At 58.3% G+C, this 17,488-nt stretch carries 15 protein-coding genes; all 15 read right to left on the reverse strand.

Translation table 11 applies throughout. The annotated features are described in order from the left end of the window. Positions 1 to 2: 2 nt before the first annotated feature. Positions 3 to 848 carry a transketolase gene (locus tag F560_RS0105440; protein WP_019004708.1) on the reverse strand — a complete coding sequence of 282 codons (846 nt, stop codon included), beginning with the start codon at positions 846 to 848 and terminating at the stop codon, positions 3 to 5. 13 nt (positions 849 to 861) lie between these two features. Continuing rightward, on the reverse strand, positions 862 to 2,295 hold the full coding sequence (locus F560_RS0105445) for an L-fucose/L-arabinose isomerase family protein (protein ID WP_019004709.1): 1,434 nt from the start codon (positions 2,293 to 2,295) through the stop codon (positions 862 to 864). Positions 2,296 to 2,784: 489 nt separating this feature from the next. Continuing rightward, a complete protein-coding gene (locus F560_RS0105450) occupies positions 2,785 to 3,525 on the reverse strand; it encodes an IclR family transcriptional regulator (protein WP_020621268.1) in 741 nt (246 codons plus the stop codon). Positions 3,526 to 3,573: 48 nt separating this feature from the next. Continuing rightward, positions 3,574 to 4,212: an ABC transporter permease gene (locus F560_RS0105455; RefSeq protein WP_019004711.1), complete on the reverse strand. Its 639-nt coding sequence runs from the start codon at positions 4,210 to 4,212 to the stop codon at positions 3,574 to 3,576. A gap of 7 nt (positions 4,213 to 4,219) precedes the next feature. Next, on the reverse strand, positions 4,220 to 5,191 hold the full coding sequence (locus F560_RS0105460; protein ID WP_019004712.1) for an ABC transporter ATP-binding protein: 972 nt from the start codon (positions 5,189 to 5,191) through the stop codon (positions 4,220 to 4,222). Positions 5,192 to 5,256: 65 nt separating this feature from the next. Next, positions 5,257 to 6,162: an ABC transporter substrate-binding protein gene (locus F560_RS0105465; protein ID WP_019004713.1), complete on the reverse strand. Its 906-nt coding sequence runs from the start codon at positions 6,160 to 6,162 to the stop codon at positions 5,257 to 5,259. 24 nt (positions 6,163 to 6,186) lie between these two features. Further along, positions 6,187 to 6,831, reverse strand: a complete 645-nt coding sequence (locus F560_RS0105470; RefSeq protein ID WP_019004714.1) for an ABC transporter permease — start codon at positions 6,829 to 6,831, stop codon at positions 6,187 to 6,189. A gap of 110 nt (positions 6,832 to 6,941) precedes the next feature. Continuing rightward, positions 6,942 to 8,183 carry a Zn-dependent hydrolase gene (locus F560_RS0105475; protein WP_019004715.1) on the reverse strand — a complete coding sequence of 414 codons (1,242 nt, stop codon included), beginning with the start codon at positions 8,181 to 8,183 and terminating at the stop codon, positions 6,942 to 6,944. A 5-nt stretch (positions 8,184 to 8,188) separates the two neighbouring features. Beyond that, the gene (locus tag F560_RS0105480) at positions 8,189 to 9,469 is read right to left on the reverse strand and encodes a Zn-dependent hydrolase (RefSeq protein ID WP_019004716.1); all 1,281 of its coding nucleotides are present in this window, start codon (positions 9,467 to 9,469) and stop codon (positions 8,189 to 8,191) included. 20 nt (positions 9,470 to 9,489) lie between these two features. Further along, entirely contained in the window at positions 9,490 to 10,851 is a 1,362-nt protein-coding gene (locus F560_RS0105485) for a dihydroorotase (RefSeq protein WP_019004717.1), read from the reverse strand. Further along, positions 10,844 to 12,370, reverse strand: coding sequence for an HAL/PAL/TAL family ammonia-lyase (locus tag F560_RS0105490; protein WP_019004718.1), 1,527 nt, complete (start codon positions 12,368 to 12,370; stop codon positions 10,844 to 10,846). The genes F560_RS0105485 and F560_RS0105490 overlap by 8 nt, the downstream gene beginning before the upstream one ends. A 33-nt stretch (positions 12,371 to 12,403) precedes the next feature. Then, positions 12,404 to 13,489, reverse strand: coding sequence for a thiohydantoin desulfurase (locus F560_RS0105495; RefSeq protein WP_019004719.1), 1,086 nt, complete (start codon positions 13,487 to 13,489; stop codon positions 12,404 to 12,406). 39 nt (positions 13,490 to 13,528) lie between these two features. Then, positions 13,529 to 15,190 carry a thiourocanate hydratase gene (locus F560_RS0105500; RefSeq protein ID WP_033395817.1) on the reverse strand — a complete coding sequence of 554 codons (1,662 nt, stop codon included), beginning with the start codon at positions 15,188 to 15,190 and terminating at the stop codon, positions 13,529 to 13,531. Positions 15,191 to 15,686: 496 nt separating this feature from the next. Beyond that, the gene (locus F560_RS0105505; RefSeq protein ID WP_026298113.1) at positions 15,687 to 16,127 is read right to left on the reverse strand and encodes a GNAT family N-acetyltransferase; all 441 of its coding nucleotides are present in this window, start codon (positions 16,125 to 16,127) and stop codon (positions 15,687 to 15,689) included. 95 nt (positions 16,128 to 16,222) lie between these two features. Next, on the reverse strand, positions 16,223 to 17,194 hold the full coding sequence (locus F560_RS0105510; protein WP_019004722.1) for an endo-1,4-beta-xylanase: 972 nt from the start codon (positions 17,192 to 17,194) through the stop codon (positions 16,223 to 16,225). Positions 17,195 to 17,488: the final 294 nt, after the last annotated feature.

Genomic DNA, 17,488 nt, shown 5'->3' on the forward strand with positions numbered 1-17,488 from the left:
ATCTATTGCACCTGCTCTTCCTGCTTCAATTGGTCGAGGGCGGCCGAAAGCTCGGCTAGAGCTTTCTCAAGCTCCTCGTCGTTCGGCACATGATGATGCCAGTGAGGCACGTTTTCGGCAAAGGATACGCCTTTGCCTTTGACGGTATTGGCCATGATCAGCGTCGGTTTGCCTGCAACTTCAGGGACCGCTTCAAACGCTTCGATCAGCGAAGCCATGTCGTTGCCGTCGATAGACACGACATGCCAGCCGAACGCCTTCCACTTTTCCTCCAACGGCTCCAAACCCATGACGTCTTCGGTCGAACCGCTGATCTGCAGCCGGTTCCGGTCGATAATGCCGACCAGATTATCCAGCTTGTAATGGGCGCCGGCCATCGCGGCTTCCCATACCGAGCCTTCGGCCTGCTCGCCGTCGCCCATCAGGCAGAACACGCGATAGCTTTTGCCGTCCCTCTTTGCCGCAAGCGCCATACCGACGGAAATCGCCAGTCCGTGACCCAACGCTCCGGTGTTCATCTCGATACCCGGCACTTTGTTGTTGGGATGGCCGATCAGCCTCGTACCGAATTGGCTGTACGTTCCGAGCTCCTCTTTCGGGAAGAAGCCGAGATCGGCAAGAATGCACCAGAGCGACTCCACCGAGTGTCCCTTGCTGGCTATAAAGCGGTCCCTTTCCTCCCATTTCGGGTTGCGAGGGTCAATCTTCATCACGCGATAATAAAGAGCGGTCAAAATATCGGTATTGCTGAGCGAGCCTCCGGTGTGCCCGGTTTTGGCGCGATGGATGATCTTCAGCAGGTCCATCCTGATTTGGATCGCTTTCGCTTTCAATTCCCTGATCTCCATAAGTCCTCCTTGTTCACAGGTCCTTGCCCCTCAGCCATGCCTGGATTTCGCTTTCCGTCGGATCGACCGGATCGGGCGTAAGCCCCGGAATATACTTGCACGCTTCATAAAGAGCGGGAATGACGTTCGCATGAATGCCGACTGAATGATGCACGTACGGTCCCGTGACCAGCTTCTCTTCCCACAGCGGCCAGTCGTTCACTTCCACCCATACATAGGAGCCGCGTGTGTACGGTCCCCGGATGCCGCGGGCGCGGCCAAGGAACAGTTGGTATTCCCCGTGATCGCCGTCGAAACGCGCCAGCGTCATGCTGCCGCCTTTGATTTCCCCTTCATGCGTGCCCGGCGAATGATCGTCGAACAGGAAATGCTTGCGAAGCTTGGGTTTGTTCTCGACGGAGAGCGATACCGGGAAGTTGCCGCAGTGAAACAGCAACTCTCCGTTCGGGTTATCCGGGTGGCGGATCGTCAAATCGGCAAAAAACGTAGGCGCTTGGTTCATCGCGGCCGCCTGCACCATAACGGAGGTGATGGCTCCGTGAATGTCGGTTTCGCAGGTAACCGGAATTCGCTCGTCGGTCAGAATGGCATTTGCCAGGCAGGGCATAATCCCCATCGCCTCCTGCAGAGAGGACCAGCATTGGATCGCAATCGCCGTACTGCCTGTTTGCTGCGCGTATTGCTTCATGGCCACTTTCAGCGAAGCCATGCGCTTCACATCGGCTTCGGTAACTTCGGAGTAGTCGAGCTTTTCCTTTATATAATCGATAGCTTCCTTGAGCTCCGCGGAGTTCCCCGATTCGATCCGCTTCGAGGCGCGCTGAATGTCGACAAGCGTAATCGGATGGATTTCGATGCCGAACCGCTCCAGCAGCTCGCCTTCGTTGCATATCATCGTCCAGAACGAAGCCGGACGGGGCCCGATCTGAAGAATCCGCAGGCTGCGGAAGTGCCGAACCACGTTCGCGGCGGCGATAAAATTGGTGAATCCGCGTTCAAACACCGGATCGTCCACCCGGCTGTTCGTCACATAGGTGAACGGCACATTGAAACGGCGCAGCACTTTGCCTGTGGCGAACAGGCCGCATTGCGTATCGCGCAGGCGCATGCCGTCTTCAAGCGGAGCCTCGTCGCGCGGCCCCCACAGCAGCACCGGTTTGCCAAGCGCTTTGCCGACGCGGGCCACGGTGTCTTCGGTGCCGAAATTGCAGTGCGGGAAAAAGACCGCATCGACGCCTTCTTTCTTGAACCGTTCGACAATCAGGTCGGCATGGATATGATCGTCGTACAAAAGCCCTTCGGGATTAAGACCTTCCAGATCCACAATCTCGATATCCAAACCGAAGCTTTGAATTTTCTCCTTGATCATCACTTTGTACCTGAATGCGTCTTCGGCGCTGAACACGAATCGGCGCGTGGGCGCGTAGCCAAGTTTCAACTTTTTCATCCCGTATTGCCTCCGTTTGCTGGGTTAAGCGGTCCTGCCGCCAATTGAGGACTCAAACAAACTAAACAAAAATTGAAAAACAACTAAACACACCACGGTTTCGCCAATACACAACCACAAACCAATTGTTTGCGTTTTCATCCTATCACTCAATTTTATTTGTGTCAACTGTATTTTAGTTATAATTTTAGATTTTGTTTATATAAACAACAGTTCGGGTTCCCCTGTATTTTCAAGTAGTGAACTTAACTAAACAAACTAAATAAAGCGTGTCCGCGCAGGCAGAAATTCGTCCTGAACAGACACGCTTGTTGATCGTTTTTATTAAAAATGGATTAACCGGCAATGTAAACAAAGGCGTGAAACGTGTGGTCTTTGGGCGAAGAATCATTCGTATCCATACCGGGTTACTTCATGCTCAAACCAAAAAAAGAGCGGAAACCGCTCTCTAAACTTCTGTAATCAAGCCAACTTCAAGCAACGGCAAGATTATATAAGCGCGCCCAACTTCTGCGAGATTTGCGACGCGGCTTCTTTCACATATTGAATCGTGGAGGAAACGACGTCATCGTTCAAACGGTGAATCGGTCCCGCCACCGATAAGCTCGCCACCACACGCTGCTGCGTATCGAGTATGGGGGCGGCCACGGCGAACGCGTCGGTGTCCACCTCGCCGAGCGTGATGCAGTAACCGTCTTTTCGGATTTGCTCAAGCTGCGCCAGCAGCGTCTGTTTGTTCGTTTCCGCCGGAAACATCTTCGACACTTCTTCGATCGTCTTTTCGCTCTCGAAAGCCAGCAGCGCCTTGCCCGAGGCTCCGGAGTACAGCGGCAGAACCCGGCCGTTCTCGATCGACATCCGGATCAGCCTGCGGCTTGTCACGTTCTCGATGCAAACCGCTTTGGAGCCGGCGCGGACAAACAAGACGGTCGTTTCGTTCGTGCGGTTCGTCAGTTCTTCCATCACCGGCCGCGCAATGGTCAGAAGTTCCCGTTCGATTTGCTGGGACAGGCTGCGCGCCAGATCGAATATCCTTAAGCCCAGCCCGATCCGCCCTCTGCCTTTGCGTTCCACGAAGCCGTTCTTAATGAGCGTTTGAATGAAGCGATACGCCGTGCTTTCCGGGATCGAGACCTTCTCGGCGATTTCGCTCACGGTAAGCGTCGACCTTGACTCCGCCAGCACGAATAAAATATCAATCGCGCGGCCTAACGTTTGCGTTCCGCTCAAAATATACACCCCAGAAAAAAACGATGGTCTGATAACGCCCTCATTATATCACACCCGATGCTCGCCGCGCGCTTTTAACATCGCTCTCTTCTCCAATAAAAGCAAAACCTGGTTGGTCGCAACCGCTAGAGCCGATACGAACAGCGTTCCCCAGACAATCTTCGGCGCCGAGTTTTGATACAGCCCTTCGAACAAAACGACGCCGAGGCCGCCCGCGTTCACCCAAGCCGCAATCGTCGCGATGCCGATGACCGAGACCGATGCGACGCGGAGACCGCCAAGGATAACGGGCAGCGCAAGCGGGAGCTGGATCTTGTAAAACAACTGCCGATTGTTAAAACCCATGCCCCGTCCCGCTTCGATGACCGCCGGATCGATGGACTGAAACCCGGAAATGACGCTCCGGACGAGAATAAGCTGGCTGTAGATGACCAGCGCAATGATGGCAGGCTTCGTCCCCAGGCCAACGAGAGGGATCAGCAGCGCGAACATGCCCAAGCTCGGAACGGCGTAGATGATGCCGAGCGCCGACATGACCGGAACGGAGATGCGCCGGTGGCGCGACAAATAATAGCCGACCGGAAGCGCGATCAGCAGCGCGATCAGCAGCGAGACGAACGTCAGCACGAAATGCTCCGTAAGCAGCGTGAACAATTCGTCGTAATGGTTGAGAAAATAGTCCATCATCGCTCCATCACCCGCTGTTTGCCGTTTTGAGCTGCTCGAGCGTCACTTTGCCGACCGGCTTCTCCTCGCCGTTCACGACGGCGACATAAGGAGCATCGTGCTGGAGCAGCTTTTGCAGGACCGTTCTTAAGCTGTCCTGGCCGCGCACGCGCGGAACGTTCTCCGTCCCCGCCGCCGCGTCCGCTTCCGTCCAGGCGAGCATATGATCCTCCGCCTTCATCAGTTGCAGCCGCTGGAACAAATCGTCGGCTTGAATGAGCCGTCTGACGAATTCGTTGGCCGGACGGGTTACGAGGTTCAGCGGCGTGTCGTACTGCTGGATCGAACCTTCGTTCATGACCACGATGCGGTCTCCCAGTTTGAAGGCCTCGTCTACGTCGTGCGTGACGAATAGAATCGTTTTGCCGAGCTTCTTCTGGATTTCGAGAAAATCGTCCTGCAGCTTGGTGCGCGTAATCGCATCGATCGCGCCGAACGGCTCGTCCATCAGCAGAACGGCCGGGTCGCCGGCCATCGCCCGGGCGATCCCGACGCGCTGCTGCTGCCCTCCGGAAAGCTGACGCGGATATCGCGTTTTATAGCTCGGCGGAAGATGGACGAGGTCCATCAAATAGTCGACGCGCTCGCTTATTTTGCGGCGGTCCCAGCCCAGGATGTTCGGAACCGTGGCGATGTTTTGCTCGATCGTCATATGCGGAAACAAGCCGACCTGCTGGATGACGTATCCGATGCTCCGCCTCAGCTCCGTTGCCGGCATCTCCCGAATGTTTTTGCCGAATAGCGAAATGGTGCCGGAGGTCGGCTCGATGATCCGGTTGACCATCTTCAGCAGCGTTGTCTTTCCCGACCCGGACGCGCCCAGGATCGTGACGAACGACCCCTGCTCGATAACCAGGCTCGTTTCGTTTACGGAAGGCTTGGTTGCTTTCGGGAACGTTTTGGTCACCCGATCGAAGACGATCGCTTCTTTCTTCATCATCAATCAACTCCTACAGGAGAAGTCTCCCCCGATAACGGAGGAGACCCGCGAATATCACGATTACCTTATTTCAGCAAGCCTTCTTTTTCCAAGAACGCCTTCGCTACTTCCTCGTACTCTTTTTTGTGAATGTCGACCTCGGCATTCAGGTTTTGAACGGTCTCGTTATCGAGCTTGGCGGACACTGCGTTGAGCACTTCCGCGATCTTCGGATCTTTGTTCAGCACTTCCTCGCGGATAACCGGAGCGACGTAGTACGGAGGCCAGAACTTCTTGTCGTCCTCCAGCAGCACGAGGTCCTTGTTCGTCAAATCGCCGTCCGTCGTAAACCCGACGGTGACGTCCGCTTCCCCGTTCAGAATGACGCGGTATTTTACGCCGTAGTCGTACAGCTTGATGCTTTTGAAGTCCATTTTGCCGTAGAAGTCGTTCAGTCCCTTCAGGCCGTCCTCGCGCTCTTCAAATTCGGGAACCGCGGCAAGCCTGAGCTCGGGCGCCAGCTTCGGCAGGTCGGAGATTTTGTACAGGTTGTACTTCTCAGCGACCTTCCTCGTCGTCACGAGGCCTTGCGAGTCGTTGGCGTTCGTCGGCTCGAGCCAGATGAGCTTGAACTTTTCTTTGTAGCCTTTGGACACTTCATCATAAACTTCCTTGGCGTCCGACTTCGGCGGAAGCTGAAGCACGTTGATCAGGCCGGTTCCGGTATATTCCGGATACATGTCGATATCGCCGTTCTTGAGCGCTTCGTGCGCAACGAGCGTGCCGCCGAGGTTGAGCTTTCGTTTGACCTTGTAGCCGGCGTTCTCCAGCGCGAGCGAGTACATTTCGCCCAGAATGAGCGATTCGGTAAAGTTTTTCGAGCCGACGGTAATTTCCGGCTTGTCCGACGAAGCGTTCTTCGATCCGCATGCGCTGACGACAAGCGCGGATGCCAGGATCAGGCCGGCCAGGGAGAATGCTTTTTTCTTCATGTTGGTTGACTTGCCCCTCTCAAGTTAGGATCTTTGAAACCGGGTTGCCGCTCTTTCGATTCCCGCAAATCCGACTTCGGACAGGATTGCCAGTATCGCGACGGGCACCGCTCCGACAAGCAGCAGCGAGAAATTGTACATTCCGAGACCGTTAATGATGAACGTCCCAAGTCCGCCTCCGCCGATAAAAGCGGCCAGTGTCGCGCTGGCCACCACTTCGACGGCCGCCGTCTTCAAACCGGAAAGCATGATGGGCATGGCGAGCGGAAATTCGATTTTGCGCAAAATCATGCCCGGTCCCATCCCCATGCCGGCCGCCGCTTCGAGGACGAAGGGTTCGATCCCGCGAAAGCCGATGTACGTATGGATGAGGATCGGCGGGCAGGCCAGGATGGTCAAGGCAACGAGCGCCGGCGCGAAGCCGGTTCCCATCAGCGGCAAGATGATGACGAGAATCGCCAAGCTCGGAATGACTCTCAGCGAATTGAACACGCCCATGATCGTGCCGGTCAACCATTGCTTCTTGGCGCACGCGATCCCGAGCGGAACGCAAATCGCCGTCGCGATGAGCAGGGCGAGCAGGCTGAGCGACAGATGGACGCGCACCGCTTCCCAGAACCTGTCGCCGTTGTTCAGCACGTACTCGTATGCCCCGGTCAGGACATCCATCCGAATCCCTCCTTTCCAGCCTGTATAATTTATCAATTATTGATAATTTAATTACTTTTATATAATAATCAATAAAACCAAGAAAGTCAATCGGAATTACATCATCTTGGTTATGTACGGTTTGCGAGCTTTAGCAACGCGTTCAGCAGCACATTCGCTCCGGCCGCACAGTCGTCCGGACTGCTCCACTCCGACGGATGATGGCTGATCCCGTCTCGGGAACGCACCAGAATCATCCCGACCTCGCACAAGCCGCGGATCGCCGCGGCATCATGGCCCGCTCCGCAAACAAGGGCCTGCACGGGAATGCCGGAAGCGCGGCAGCTTTGCTCGATCGCTTCAAGAACGGCCGGACCGCAGCTTACGGGCGCTTCCTCGTCGAGCACGTCGATGACCGGCTCCAGGCGCCTTCGCTTGCACACCGCATGGATTTCGCCGCACAGATCGCGCTTCATGCGCTGCAGCGTCGCGGAGTCGTCATGACGCAAATCGACCGTAAACGACGCTTCCCCCGGAATCACGTTGATCGCGCCCGGCGCAAGCGACATCGTGCCGACCGTGGCGACCCCTCCGTACCGGAGCGCCGTCCGTTCCGCCGCCAGCAGCGCTTCCGCGGCCGCAGCCGCCGGATCGCGCCGCAGCGCCATCGGCGTCGTCCCGGCATGATCGGCCCGGCCCTTCAGCGTCACGCGCAGCCAGCAGTGGCCGTAGATGGCGGTCGCCATGCCAATGGGAGCTTGCCTCTCCTCCAGCACCCGTCCCTGCTCGATGTGAAGCTCCACGTACGCTTTCACCGTTTTCTTTTCGCGCCGCGCGTTGGCAATCCGCTCCGGATCGAGCCCGGCGCGTTCGAACGCTTCCCGCAGCGTAATGCCGCGGTCATCCGCCGCGTCGAGCCATTCGCCGGTCCACGCGCCCGCCATCGCCCGGCTTCCCAAGTAGCCGACGCCGAAGCGAACGCCTTCCTCATCGGTGAAGCAGACGACTTCAAGCGGATGCCGATGCCGGATGCCGCGCTCTTTGACGGTCCGCAGCGCTTCGATGCCGCCGAGCACCCCGAGCGCTCCGTCGAAGATGCCCGCTTGAACGACCGTGTCGATGTGCGAGCCGGTCATAACCGCAGGCAGCCCGGGCCGGTCGCCCTCCAGACGCCCGATCAGGTTGCCCGCCTCGTCCCGGCGAACCGTCAGGCCCGCTTCCTTCATCAAGCCTTCGACGTACGCTCTGGCGGCCATGTCCGGCTCCGTAAGCGACAGCCGCGTGACGCCGCCTCTTTTATCTTGACCGATTTTGCCAAGAAATTGTAAGGTGCTCCACAGCCGGTCCTTGTTGACTTCGTAAGCGTCCGCCACCGCGTTCACGCCTCCCCGCCCGGCGCGGGATCGTCGTCAAAGGACAATACCGCCCGCGCCAGCGCTTCCACGCCGGCCGCAACGTCCTCGAAATCGGTCCATTCCTCGGGACAATGGCTCCTTCCGCCGCGGCTCGGGACGAAGATCATGCCGATCGGGGCGATTTTCGCGATTTGATTCGCATCGTGCCCCGCTCCGCTCGGCAGCATCGCCGTCGGCGCGACGCTAGCGCAGGCTTCGTAAATGCGCTCCTTGACCTTCGGCTCCACCGGAATCGCCTCCGATTTCGAGAGCGGCTCCAATCGGAGGTCTAATCCTCTCGCAGCGGCGATCCGCGAAGCTTCCTCGGCGAAAGCGCGGTAAATCTCCTCGCATACGCTCGTATCCAGCGAGCGGATTTCCATATCGAAGACGACCGTGCCCGGCACGACGTTCGAAGCGTTCGGCTCGTTGGTCAGCTTTCCGATCGTGCCGACGACATCCGCCGCGTACGTTTGCCGGCAAAGCCGCTCGAACGCGAGCCCTATTTCGCAAAAGCCGGCGAGCGCGTCGCGGCGCATGCTCATCGGCGTCGTGCCGGCGTGGTTCGGCTCTCCCGCAATCGTCGCGCGATAGCGGTGGATGCCGACGATGCCCAGGACGACGCCGAGCTTATGGCCGGTCTGCTCCAGCACCGGTCCCTGCTCGATGTGCAGCTCGAGGTAAACCGCCGCGCTGCCGGGCTTTCGCGCCTGAACCGCCAGCTTCTCGGGCGAGCCGCCCTGCCGCGCGATCGCTTCCCGCAGCGTAAGCCCGGACGCGTCCGTCCGCTCCAGCATCTCGTCCGGCAAATTGCCGACCATGCCCCGGCTGCCGACCGTCGAAATGCCGAACTCGCTCGGCTCCTCCGCCGTGAAGTCGACGACTTCGAGCGGGTGCCGCAGCGCAATGCCGTTCTCCTTGAGCAGCCGCGCAATTTCGATGCCGGCCAGCACGCCGATAATGCCGTCAAAGCGGCCGCCTCCGGTTACGGTATCGGTATGCGAGCCGATCATGATGGGCGGGAGGCTCGGATCGCTGCCCGGCAGCAAGCCGATCAGGTTGGACGCCGCGTCCACACGCACCGTGAGGCCGGCTTCCCGCATACGCTCCGCAAGCCAGTCGCGGCTGCGGTCATACCAAACGGTGAACGGCCTTCGGGTCCAGCCGGGCTTCGTCTCGTCGACGAAGCCCGACAGCGCTTCGATGTCCGAACGCAACCGGTCGGTGTCAGGCTTCAGCCTTGTCGCGCGATTTCCCACATCCACAAGTGGCCACTCCTTCCCGCTTATCGGTTATGCGCCGCGGGCACGAACCGGCCGTGGCCGGCTTCGCCGATGACATCGCCGTCATAGACGAGCGTGCCGCGCACGAACGTATGCGTCACTTTGCCGCGCATCGCCATGCCGTCATACGGGCTCCATCCGGCGCTGGACTGCAGCTTGCGCTCGTCCATCACCCAGCTTGCGTCCGGGTCCAGCACGACCAGATCGGCATCGTAGCCGACGCCGATTTTGCCCTTGCGGTGGCCGAGTCCGAATACGGTAGCCGGATTCTCGCACAGCAGCCGCACGAGCTCCGTTATCGCGAGTCTGCCTTTCGCCACGCCTTCGCTGTAGACGACCGGCAGCAAATGCTCGACGCCCGGAGCGCCCGATGCGTTGCTGAAAATGTCGTCGTGCGTTTTCCGCTCGAGCAGCCACGGAGCATGGTCGGACGTAATCATATCGATCGCGCCCTTGCGCGCCAGCTCCCACAGCCCCTCGACGTCTTCCCTGGAGCGAAGCGGCGGATTAATCTTGCCTTTGCCCTTAAGCCGCGGCATATCTTCCTCGCTCAACGTCAAATAATGCGTGCACGTCTCGGCCGTAATGCGTGCGCCTTGCGACCGGAAATAGTCGGCCAGGTGAAAAATCCGCGGATACGTGCAGTGGTAAAGATGCAGCTTAACCCCCGTCTCGTAGGCGAGCTCCATGGCGGTCAGCGCCGCCGTCGATTCGCTTACCTTCGGCCGGCTCCAGCCGTGCGCTCGCGGATCGCTGCCCAACGATTTATACTTCTCGATATACCTGCGCACAATTTCGTCCGTTTCCGCATGGACGCCGACCGGACAGCCCGTCTCCGCGATAACCGCGAACGAATCGAGCAGTTGGCCGTCGTCGATGCGCGGAAAGCGGAACGAGTCGGTATTGAACATCGACACCTTGAACCCGCAGGCGCCGGCTTCCGCTAGCCGGTGTATATCGTCATAGCCGTCCTGCTTGTGAATCGTGGCGAGCATCGCCACATCGACGATCGACTCGCGCTCGAGCCGCGCCCGTTTTTCTTCGAACAAATCCGGCGTGCAGATCATGCCCGTCGCGTCGTAGGGCATCTCGATGATTGTCGTCACCCCGCCGGCCGCAGCCGCCCGGCTCGCCGTGTAAAACCCTTCGTCAAGCGAGCTGTAGCAATGCACATGCGCGTCGACGGCGCCCGGGAGGACGAACTGTCCTTCCGCGCGCACGATCCGCTTCGCCGATTCCGTCACGCTGCCTTTGGCGCCGATCTTGACGATTTTTCCGTCCGTTGCCGCAACCGCGCCGTCATACAAAATGCCTTCCGGCAGCACGATGTCGCCGTATACGATCAAGTCATATACGTCACTCATTCGCCGCCATTCCTCCTTTCGTCCGCTTCAGCAGCTCCGAGCTAGCAAGCAGCTTGTACACGGCTTGAATGTCGGGAGTCAGAAAACGGTCCTGCGACAGCACCGGCACCACGGAACGAATGGCCGCATAAGCCTCCCGGGTGCCTTGTCCGAGCCGGACCGCCTCCCGCAAATCAATCGCCTGCGCCGCATGCATCGCTTCCATGCTCAGGATGTAATATAAACGATCGATGATTTCCGCTGTCTTGCGAACGACGAGCGGCGTATTGTTCGCGTGATCCTCCATGTCGCCCGAAAGGGAAAAATAATCGGCCGATACCGGATTGGACAAATGGCGGATTTCCGCATCGAGCGACGTGAACGTTTTTTGAATCGTCCCATACGCGATCGCCGACGCCGGGTCCGGAGACAAAAACCTCGGCAGCCCGGTAAATTGCGGCGTTCCGAGCTTGATGGCCCGGTAGCACGATATTTTCGAGACATGGCTCAGCGCAATGCCGAGCATTTCAAAAGCGAGCGTCCATGAAGTCACATCGAAGTTCGACGACGGGACGATTCGCTGCTCGTCCGCAAGCAGGCACGGGTTGTCGTCCGAGCTGTTGAGCTGAACGAGCAGCAGCTTGCGCGCATAGGCGAGCGAGTCGCGGGCGGCGCCATGCACATGGCAGGCGGAGCGAAAGCTGAGCGGATCCTGGATTTTGCTTGACGTATCCAGCTCCGGCAGGTCGCCGCCCGCAAGCAAGCTGCGGACGAACGCCGCGCTTTCGGCGGCTCCCTCGTAGGGCCTTAGCCGATACGCGGCTTCATCCAGCGGGCTGATGCAGCCCCGGATCGCTTCGAGCGACAAGGCGAATACGATGTCCGCCGTCTCGAGCAGCCTTGCGGCTTCCCCGAGCACAAGCGCGCCGAGGCCGGCCGACAGCGCGTTCGAGCTGACGATGGCCAGCCCGTCCTTCGGCCCCAGCTTGAGCGGAGCGAGGCCGGCCCGCCGCAGCGCATCGGAGGCAGGCACCGTCGCGCCTTTGTAGATCACGTCGCCTTCGCCGATCATGGCGAGTCCGATATGGGACAAGACGGTAATGTCCGCCGCGCCGACCGACCCTCTAAGCGGCAGCACGGGATGAATGCCGGCGTTCAAGAAATCGCGGTACATGTTCACGACCTGCGGATGCACGCCGGTGGCGCCCAGCAGCAGCGTATTCAGCCGCGCCGCGAGCACCGCTCTCGCCTGCTCTTCCGTAGCCGCCGGCTCGATCCCCGCGGAGTGCGAGTAGATGAGGTTTCGGTTGTAGTTCTCAAAAAAATCGCTGCTGATTTCCCGGTCTTTGTTAATGCCGACGCCGCGGTTGAATCCATAGATCGGAATGCCCTTTGCGGCCAGCTCATGCAGCACGAGGTGCGCTTTCTCCACGCGGGCGACCGCTTCCGGAGCGAGCTCCACCTTATATCGGCGCAGGGCGATTTGCTCGAGCGCCTCGATCGTCAGCGATCGGCCGTCGAGCCGTACCGTTCCGCTCATGTCCTCACCTTCTTCCTTCGCCGCGTTCGCCGATCAGGAAGAAATACCCTTCAGCGCATAGTCCGCAAGCGGAATGCCCAGCGCCTTCTCCACTTCGGGATAGACGGTCGGGTCCTTCACGCTCGAGCTGAGCGGCACGTATCGCTTATCGATCATAAACAGCGCGATTTCCATGCCTTCCTTGACGCCGCCGACGCTGATCGGAAGCCCGGTTGCGGTATCGAAGGTCGTAATGACGTCCGGATACGTGGTCAGCCGCTTTCCGTCGGCATCGTCAACCGCCATATATTCGTTCATGACGTGCAGCGTCAGCGCGCGGCCCGTGCCGTCGTCCATCGTGATCGTACCGATGTCGAATGCGCCGGAATAATGCACGTCCTTCTTCAGCACCTTGCCCCTGCCGATAAAACGGCCGTTCGTCTTGCGGCACACCGTTTCCATGATCGCTTCCGCGCCCTTCGGCTCCGCTTCGATCATCGCGTATCCGAGATCCAGCGCGATGGAAACGCCGCCGATAGCGGCATGCTGCTTGACATAAGACGCCGGGATCGGATGGCGGGCCGAGGCGATGAAGCCGCCGGACATGTCGGACGCCGTCCGCAAAATGTTGGACGTCTTCGCCGGCGTACCCTTCACGACCAGCTCCAAATAAGAGCCGGTGTCTCTCCGGCCGCCGACGACGACCTGAATCGTTTCGTAGTCGGTGCGCGCGGCGAGCCCCATCGAGCCCATCTTGCCGGTCGGGTGCGCACGGATGTCGCCGGTCGCGTCGACGACGACAAGACCGAGCGCAGCGGCCGGCAGCCAGCCGTTGATCGTGCTGGACATCCCGTTCTGCGGCGTCATGACGCCGACGACTTTGCCATCGTAATGGTCCATCAGCAGTTGCACCGCTTTGATATAATCGACGCCCCACATTTCCCAGTCGTTGCCCGCAGGAGCTCCGATCGCCGTCGCCGTCACGATAATCGCGTCGTCGGGCAGCTCATCCACCGAAACAAGCTTCGGCCTGCCGATACTGACGGCCGCGCCGCCGATTTCAAGGCCGTGGTCAACCCATCCTCCGCCGCCGCAAGCAAACACGGCGCCGCCGCGAACGGCGGCCTTTACATCTGCCATTGTCAAAACTCGCATCTCGTTCCCTCTCCCTCCGTATTTTCAGACGTTTACCCTGCGAATCCCTTTTTTCGCAATCTCGTCGAACGACTCCTCGTACCCGGCATCCGCATACCGCAGCACGCCGAGGCCGGTGTCGTTGTTCAGCGTCGTCTCCAGCCTGATATCGCTGTCCCGCGAACCGTCGGCGACGATCGTCACCCCGGCGCTCGTCATATATCCGGTGTACCCGCCGCCGCCGGAGTGGATCGCCACAAGATCGGCCATCGACGAGCAGTTCAGCATGGCGTTCAGCAGCGGCCAGTCGGAGATCGCATCGCTGCCGTCCTTCATGTTTTCGGTCATGATGTTCGGATGGGCCATGGACGCCGCGTCCAAATGGTCGCGGGAGAAAGCGACCGGCCCTTTGAGCTTCCCTTCGCGCACCATCGCGTTAACCGCAAGCGCAAGCTTCGTCCGGTCTCCGTGGCCGAACCAGCCGATCCGCGCCGGCAGTCCCTCTACGGGCACATATTGGCTTGCGAGGCGAATCCAGTTGGTCGCGATGTCGTTGTCGCGGAAGTGCTCCAGGATGTACGCGTCGATCGTCCGGATGTCCTCCGGATCGCCGCTCAGCGCCACCCAGCGGAATGGTCCGATGGCGCGCGCGAACAGCGGCCGCAGGAAGCCTTCCGTAAAGACGACGATGTCGAACGCGTCCTTCACGCCGTATTGCGCCGCATGGGTGCGGATGTTGTTGCCGTTGTCGAACACGATCGCCCCCCGCCGCTGAAACTCCAGCATCGCTTCCACCTCGCGGGCGATCGAAGCGCCGGCGTCCGCCTTCAGCTTGTCCGGATCCTTCTTCCGCATCTCCGCCACGCGCTCGAGGCTGTAGCCGGAAGGCACATAGCCGTACACCAGATCGTGCGCCGACGTCTGGTCCGTCACGATATCCGGCACGATGCCGCGTCTAAGCAGCTCCGGATACACATCGGCTGCGTTGCCGAGCAGCCCGACGGACAAGCTCTTGCGGCTTGCGACCGCCTCCCGGATCCATGCGAGCGCCTCGTCCAGATCGGCCGTTTTTCTCTGCAGATAGCCGACCTTGATGCGCTTGTCGATGCGCTCCTCCGACACCTCCACGCACAGGATGGCCGCATTCGCCATCGTGCCCGCCAGCGGCTGCGCGCCGCCCATTCCGCCCAGTCCGGCGGTCAGGATGAATCTGCCGGCCAGATCGCCGCCGAAATGCATGCGCGCAATCGATTGAAAGATTTCGTACGTGCCTTGAATGACGCCCTGAGAGCCTATGTATTGCCAGGCCGCGGCCGTCAATCCGCCCCAAACAATCAGGCCTAGCTCCTGATATTTATAGAAGTTTTCGCTCGTCGCCCATTTACCGACGATATTGCAATTCGCCATGATGACCATCGGGGCGAATCGATGCGTCCGCATGACGCCGATCGGCTTCCCGGACTGAATGACAAGCGTTTCGTCCTCTTCGAGCGACTTCAACGTATCAACGATCGCATGATAGGCGTCCCAGTTGCGGGCGGCTTTCGCCAAAGCGGCGTAAACGGTAAGCTCCTGTTGGTTTTCGCCGTTCTCGAGTACATTTTCCAGCATGCGAAGCAGCGCTTCCTGTCTCCAGCCTTTGCAGCGAAGCTGCGTCCCTCTGGCAGCCGTAATTCGATCCACCGATCCCGCCCTCCTAATTATCATATTTCAATAAGTAATTTCTATTTGTTAATAAATTATCAAAGAACGCCAGTACCGTCAATACAAACCGACATAATGGTGTTATTTTAAGTAACATTTTCGGAATTGTAGAGTATAGAACCGTCGAGCCGCCGATTTTCCTGCTTAAGCCGATTTGTGTTTGAGGATTAGCGTATCCTCCATGTTCTTCCTTCATTCGTCCATTCTTCGTCTATTCGTCCCTTTACAGCCGCCCCGCGCAACCAAAAAAAACCGACCCTCGGGAAGGCCGGTCCGGTTGCTCACGAAATCGATTTTTCGGCATGCTTGGGAATGGAATGAAAAAAAATCTATTTTTCCGCAACGATAAATAAATAATCGCCCAGATCGCTCGCATAATCAATCTCCGGGTTATTTCCGGATCGGCTTTGCGCGTCAGATCGTATCCTGCGCCTATTTGGTCATAAAGAGGATAATCCATTGTTCCTCCTTCAAGGCTTTCGCATACGAAACGCCTTCCTTATTCGGTAAGCTCTAAAGAAAATACCTGCTGCCACTTCGTATTTTGGTAGCCGATGCTGCTGTAAAACGCATGGGCCTCTTTTCTGTGGCCCCCGGACCTTAACCGTACCTCTCGATAGCCTTTTTTCCCGGCCCATTCCTCACACTTTCGCATTAAAGTTTCTCCAATGCCTTTCCGGCGATATGGATGATCGACAACCAGACCGCCGATTTCCGCAAACGATTGCGCTTCAATCAAGTGCCTTCCGTGAACATGAACCCAGCCTGCAATTTCGTTTGGGCTTACCTCCATCACATAAACGGCGTGGTCGCGATCCGCCAATATTTTCCGGAGCCGTCCCCATACTTCGCTTTCCGAAACGTCATACCCGAGTTGCGAACACAATCTAGCGATTTCCAACGAATCCGTTATTTGCGCTTCTCTAATCGGCATGATCATCCAGCCCTCCATCGCCGCGTGCAGCGCGTGCAATAAAATTAGAGACGCAGCCAAGGTTCGTCCATCCAACCCGGCTGCGTCTTCTTCACCTTAGGTTAATGCGTCGACAAGTAGGTTCTCAACCATTGAAGGGCGGGGCGCTCGGTGCCGTTGCTGCGAACCAAATGCGTATTCGAGGCCCAGGTTTGACCTTCGATATACCCCCACAAGGTGACGCCTTTGACCGCCGAATGTTCCCACAGCACCGGGAATTTCTGCTGGTATCGGGCCAGCTGCGTCGAGTCGTCTCCGGTCATGTCGAGCTCCGACACATAGATGGGCAGACCCGTTGCCGCCAATGTATTCAGGACGGAGTTCATGGTGCTGACCGAAACCGAATCCATGTTAAAATAATGGCACTGGATGCCGATTCCGTCGATCAGGCCTCTGCTCTTGAGCAAATTGATAATTTGAACGTACTGGTTGGCGGCGTTGGGATCGCTGATGATGCCGTATTCGTTGATCAGCAGCTTCGCATTCGGAAACGCCTTTCTGGCTTCCTGGAAGGACCAGATCACCCAATCCCAGCCGGTCGCGCCGTCCCCGCCGATGGCGTTCCTATAGGAAGGCTTTGCGTGCAGCGGCTCGTTCACGACGTCGACGAAATCGGCATTCGGATAGCGCTGGCCGGCCGCCTGAATCCACTGCAACACTTCCGCTTTCTGTTCGGCCTGCGAAAGTCCGCTGATCCAGCCGGGCTGCTGGCTTCCCCAAACGAGCGTATGGAACTTGAACGGAAAACCGTTGCTTTTCGCATAGTTGTAGGCCAAATCGGCGGCGCTCCAGTTCATGACGTTCCGGGTCGCTTCGACCGAGCCCCATTTCGTCGAGTTTTCCGGCGTTACCTGATTCCAGTACGTCGCAAAGTTGGAGGGAACGCTGCTCGCGATCACATTTCCCAAAAACTTGCTGCGCGCAAGTCCCGCATCGGCGTCCGACGTGGCGATGAACGAGAATACGGACCCCAGCAATAAAAGCGAGGCGCAAATCTTCATCGCTTTTGCCTTTGACAGCATTTTGGATAACATTATAATTCCTCCCACTATTATTTAATGTTTTCTCGCGTTTTCTCACTCGTTCTTAGATTTTCAACCATCGACCATCCTGAAAGATGGATAAGTCATGTAGCTATGACATAATTTTCTGGAGGAGCCGGAGGCGGGAATAGAGGTTGGGACGCTGTTCCCAATCTATGGATGAGTCGTATGACCGCACTCTGGATATCCACTCTATTCCCCCGACGGCTTACCCTCCCATGTCACGCTGGGTCTTAGCCCTTACATTCCTTCGTTCTGCCTCTCGAGGTGTGGACGCCGTTTCCT

This window comes from Cohnella laeviribosi DSM 21336 (genome assembly GCF_000378425.1).
In the GTDB taxonomy this organism is placed as follows: Bacteria; Bacillota; Bacilli; order Paenibacillales; family Paenibacillaceae; genus Cohnella; species Cohnella laeviribosi.

Bases quoted from the DNA above. Each gene is read 5' to 3' on its own strand.
- F560_RS0105440 (WP_019004708.1), bottom strand. From the start codon at position 848: ATGGAGATCAGGGAATTGAAAGCGAAAGCGATCCAAATCAGGATGGAC.
- F560_RS0105445 (WP_019004709.1), bottom strand. From the start codon at position 2,295: ATGAAAAAGTTGAAACTTGGCTACGCGCCCACGCGCCGATTCGTGTTC.
- F560_RS0105455 (WP_019004711.1), bottom strand. From the start codon at position 4,212: ATGATGGACTATTTTCTCAACCATTACGACGAATTGTTCACGCTGCTT.
- F560_RS0105460 (WP_019004712.1), bottom strand. From the start codon at position 5,191: ATGATGAAGAAAGAAGCGATCGTCTTCGATCGGGTGACCAAAACGTTC.
- F560_RS0105465 (WP_019004713.1), bottom strand. From the start codon at position 6,162: ATGAAGAAAAAAGCATTCTCCCTGGCCGGCCTGATCCTGGCATCCGCG.
- F560_RS0105470 (WP_019004714.1), bottom strand. From the start codon at position 6,831: ATGGATGTCCTGACCGGGGCATACGAGTACGTGCTGAACAACGGCGAC.
- F560_RS0105485 (WP_019004717.1), bottom strand. From the start codon at position 10,851: ATGAGTGACGTATATGACTTGATCGTATACGGCGACATCGTGCTGCCG.
- F560_RS0105490 (WP_019004718.1), bottom strand. From the start codon at position 12,370: ATGAGCGGAACGGTACGGCTCGACGGCCGATCGCTGACGATCGAGGCG.
- F560_RS0105495 (WP_019004719.1), bottom strand. From the start codon at position 13,489: ATGGCAGATGTAAAGGCCGCCGTTCGCGGCGGCGCCGTGTTTGCTTGC.
- F560_RS0105500 (WP_033395817.1), bottom strand. From the start codon at position 15,190: ATGATAATTAGGAGGGCGGGATCGGTGGATCGAATTACGGCTGCCAGA.
- F560_RS0105505 (WP_026298113.1), bottom strand. From the start codon at position 16,127: ATGATCATGCCGATTAGAGAAGCGCAAATAACGGATTCGTTGGAAATC.
- F560_RS0105510 (WP_019004722.1), bottom strand. From the start codon at position 17,194: ATGTTATCCAAAATGCTGTCAAAGGCAAAAGCGATGAAGATTTGCGCC.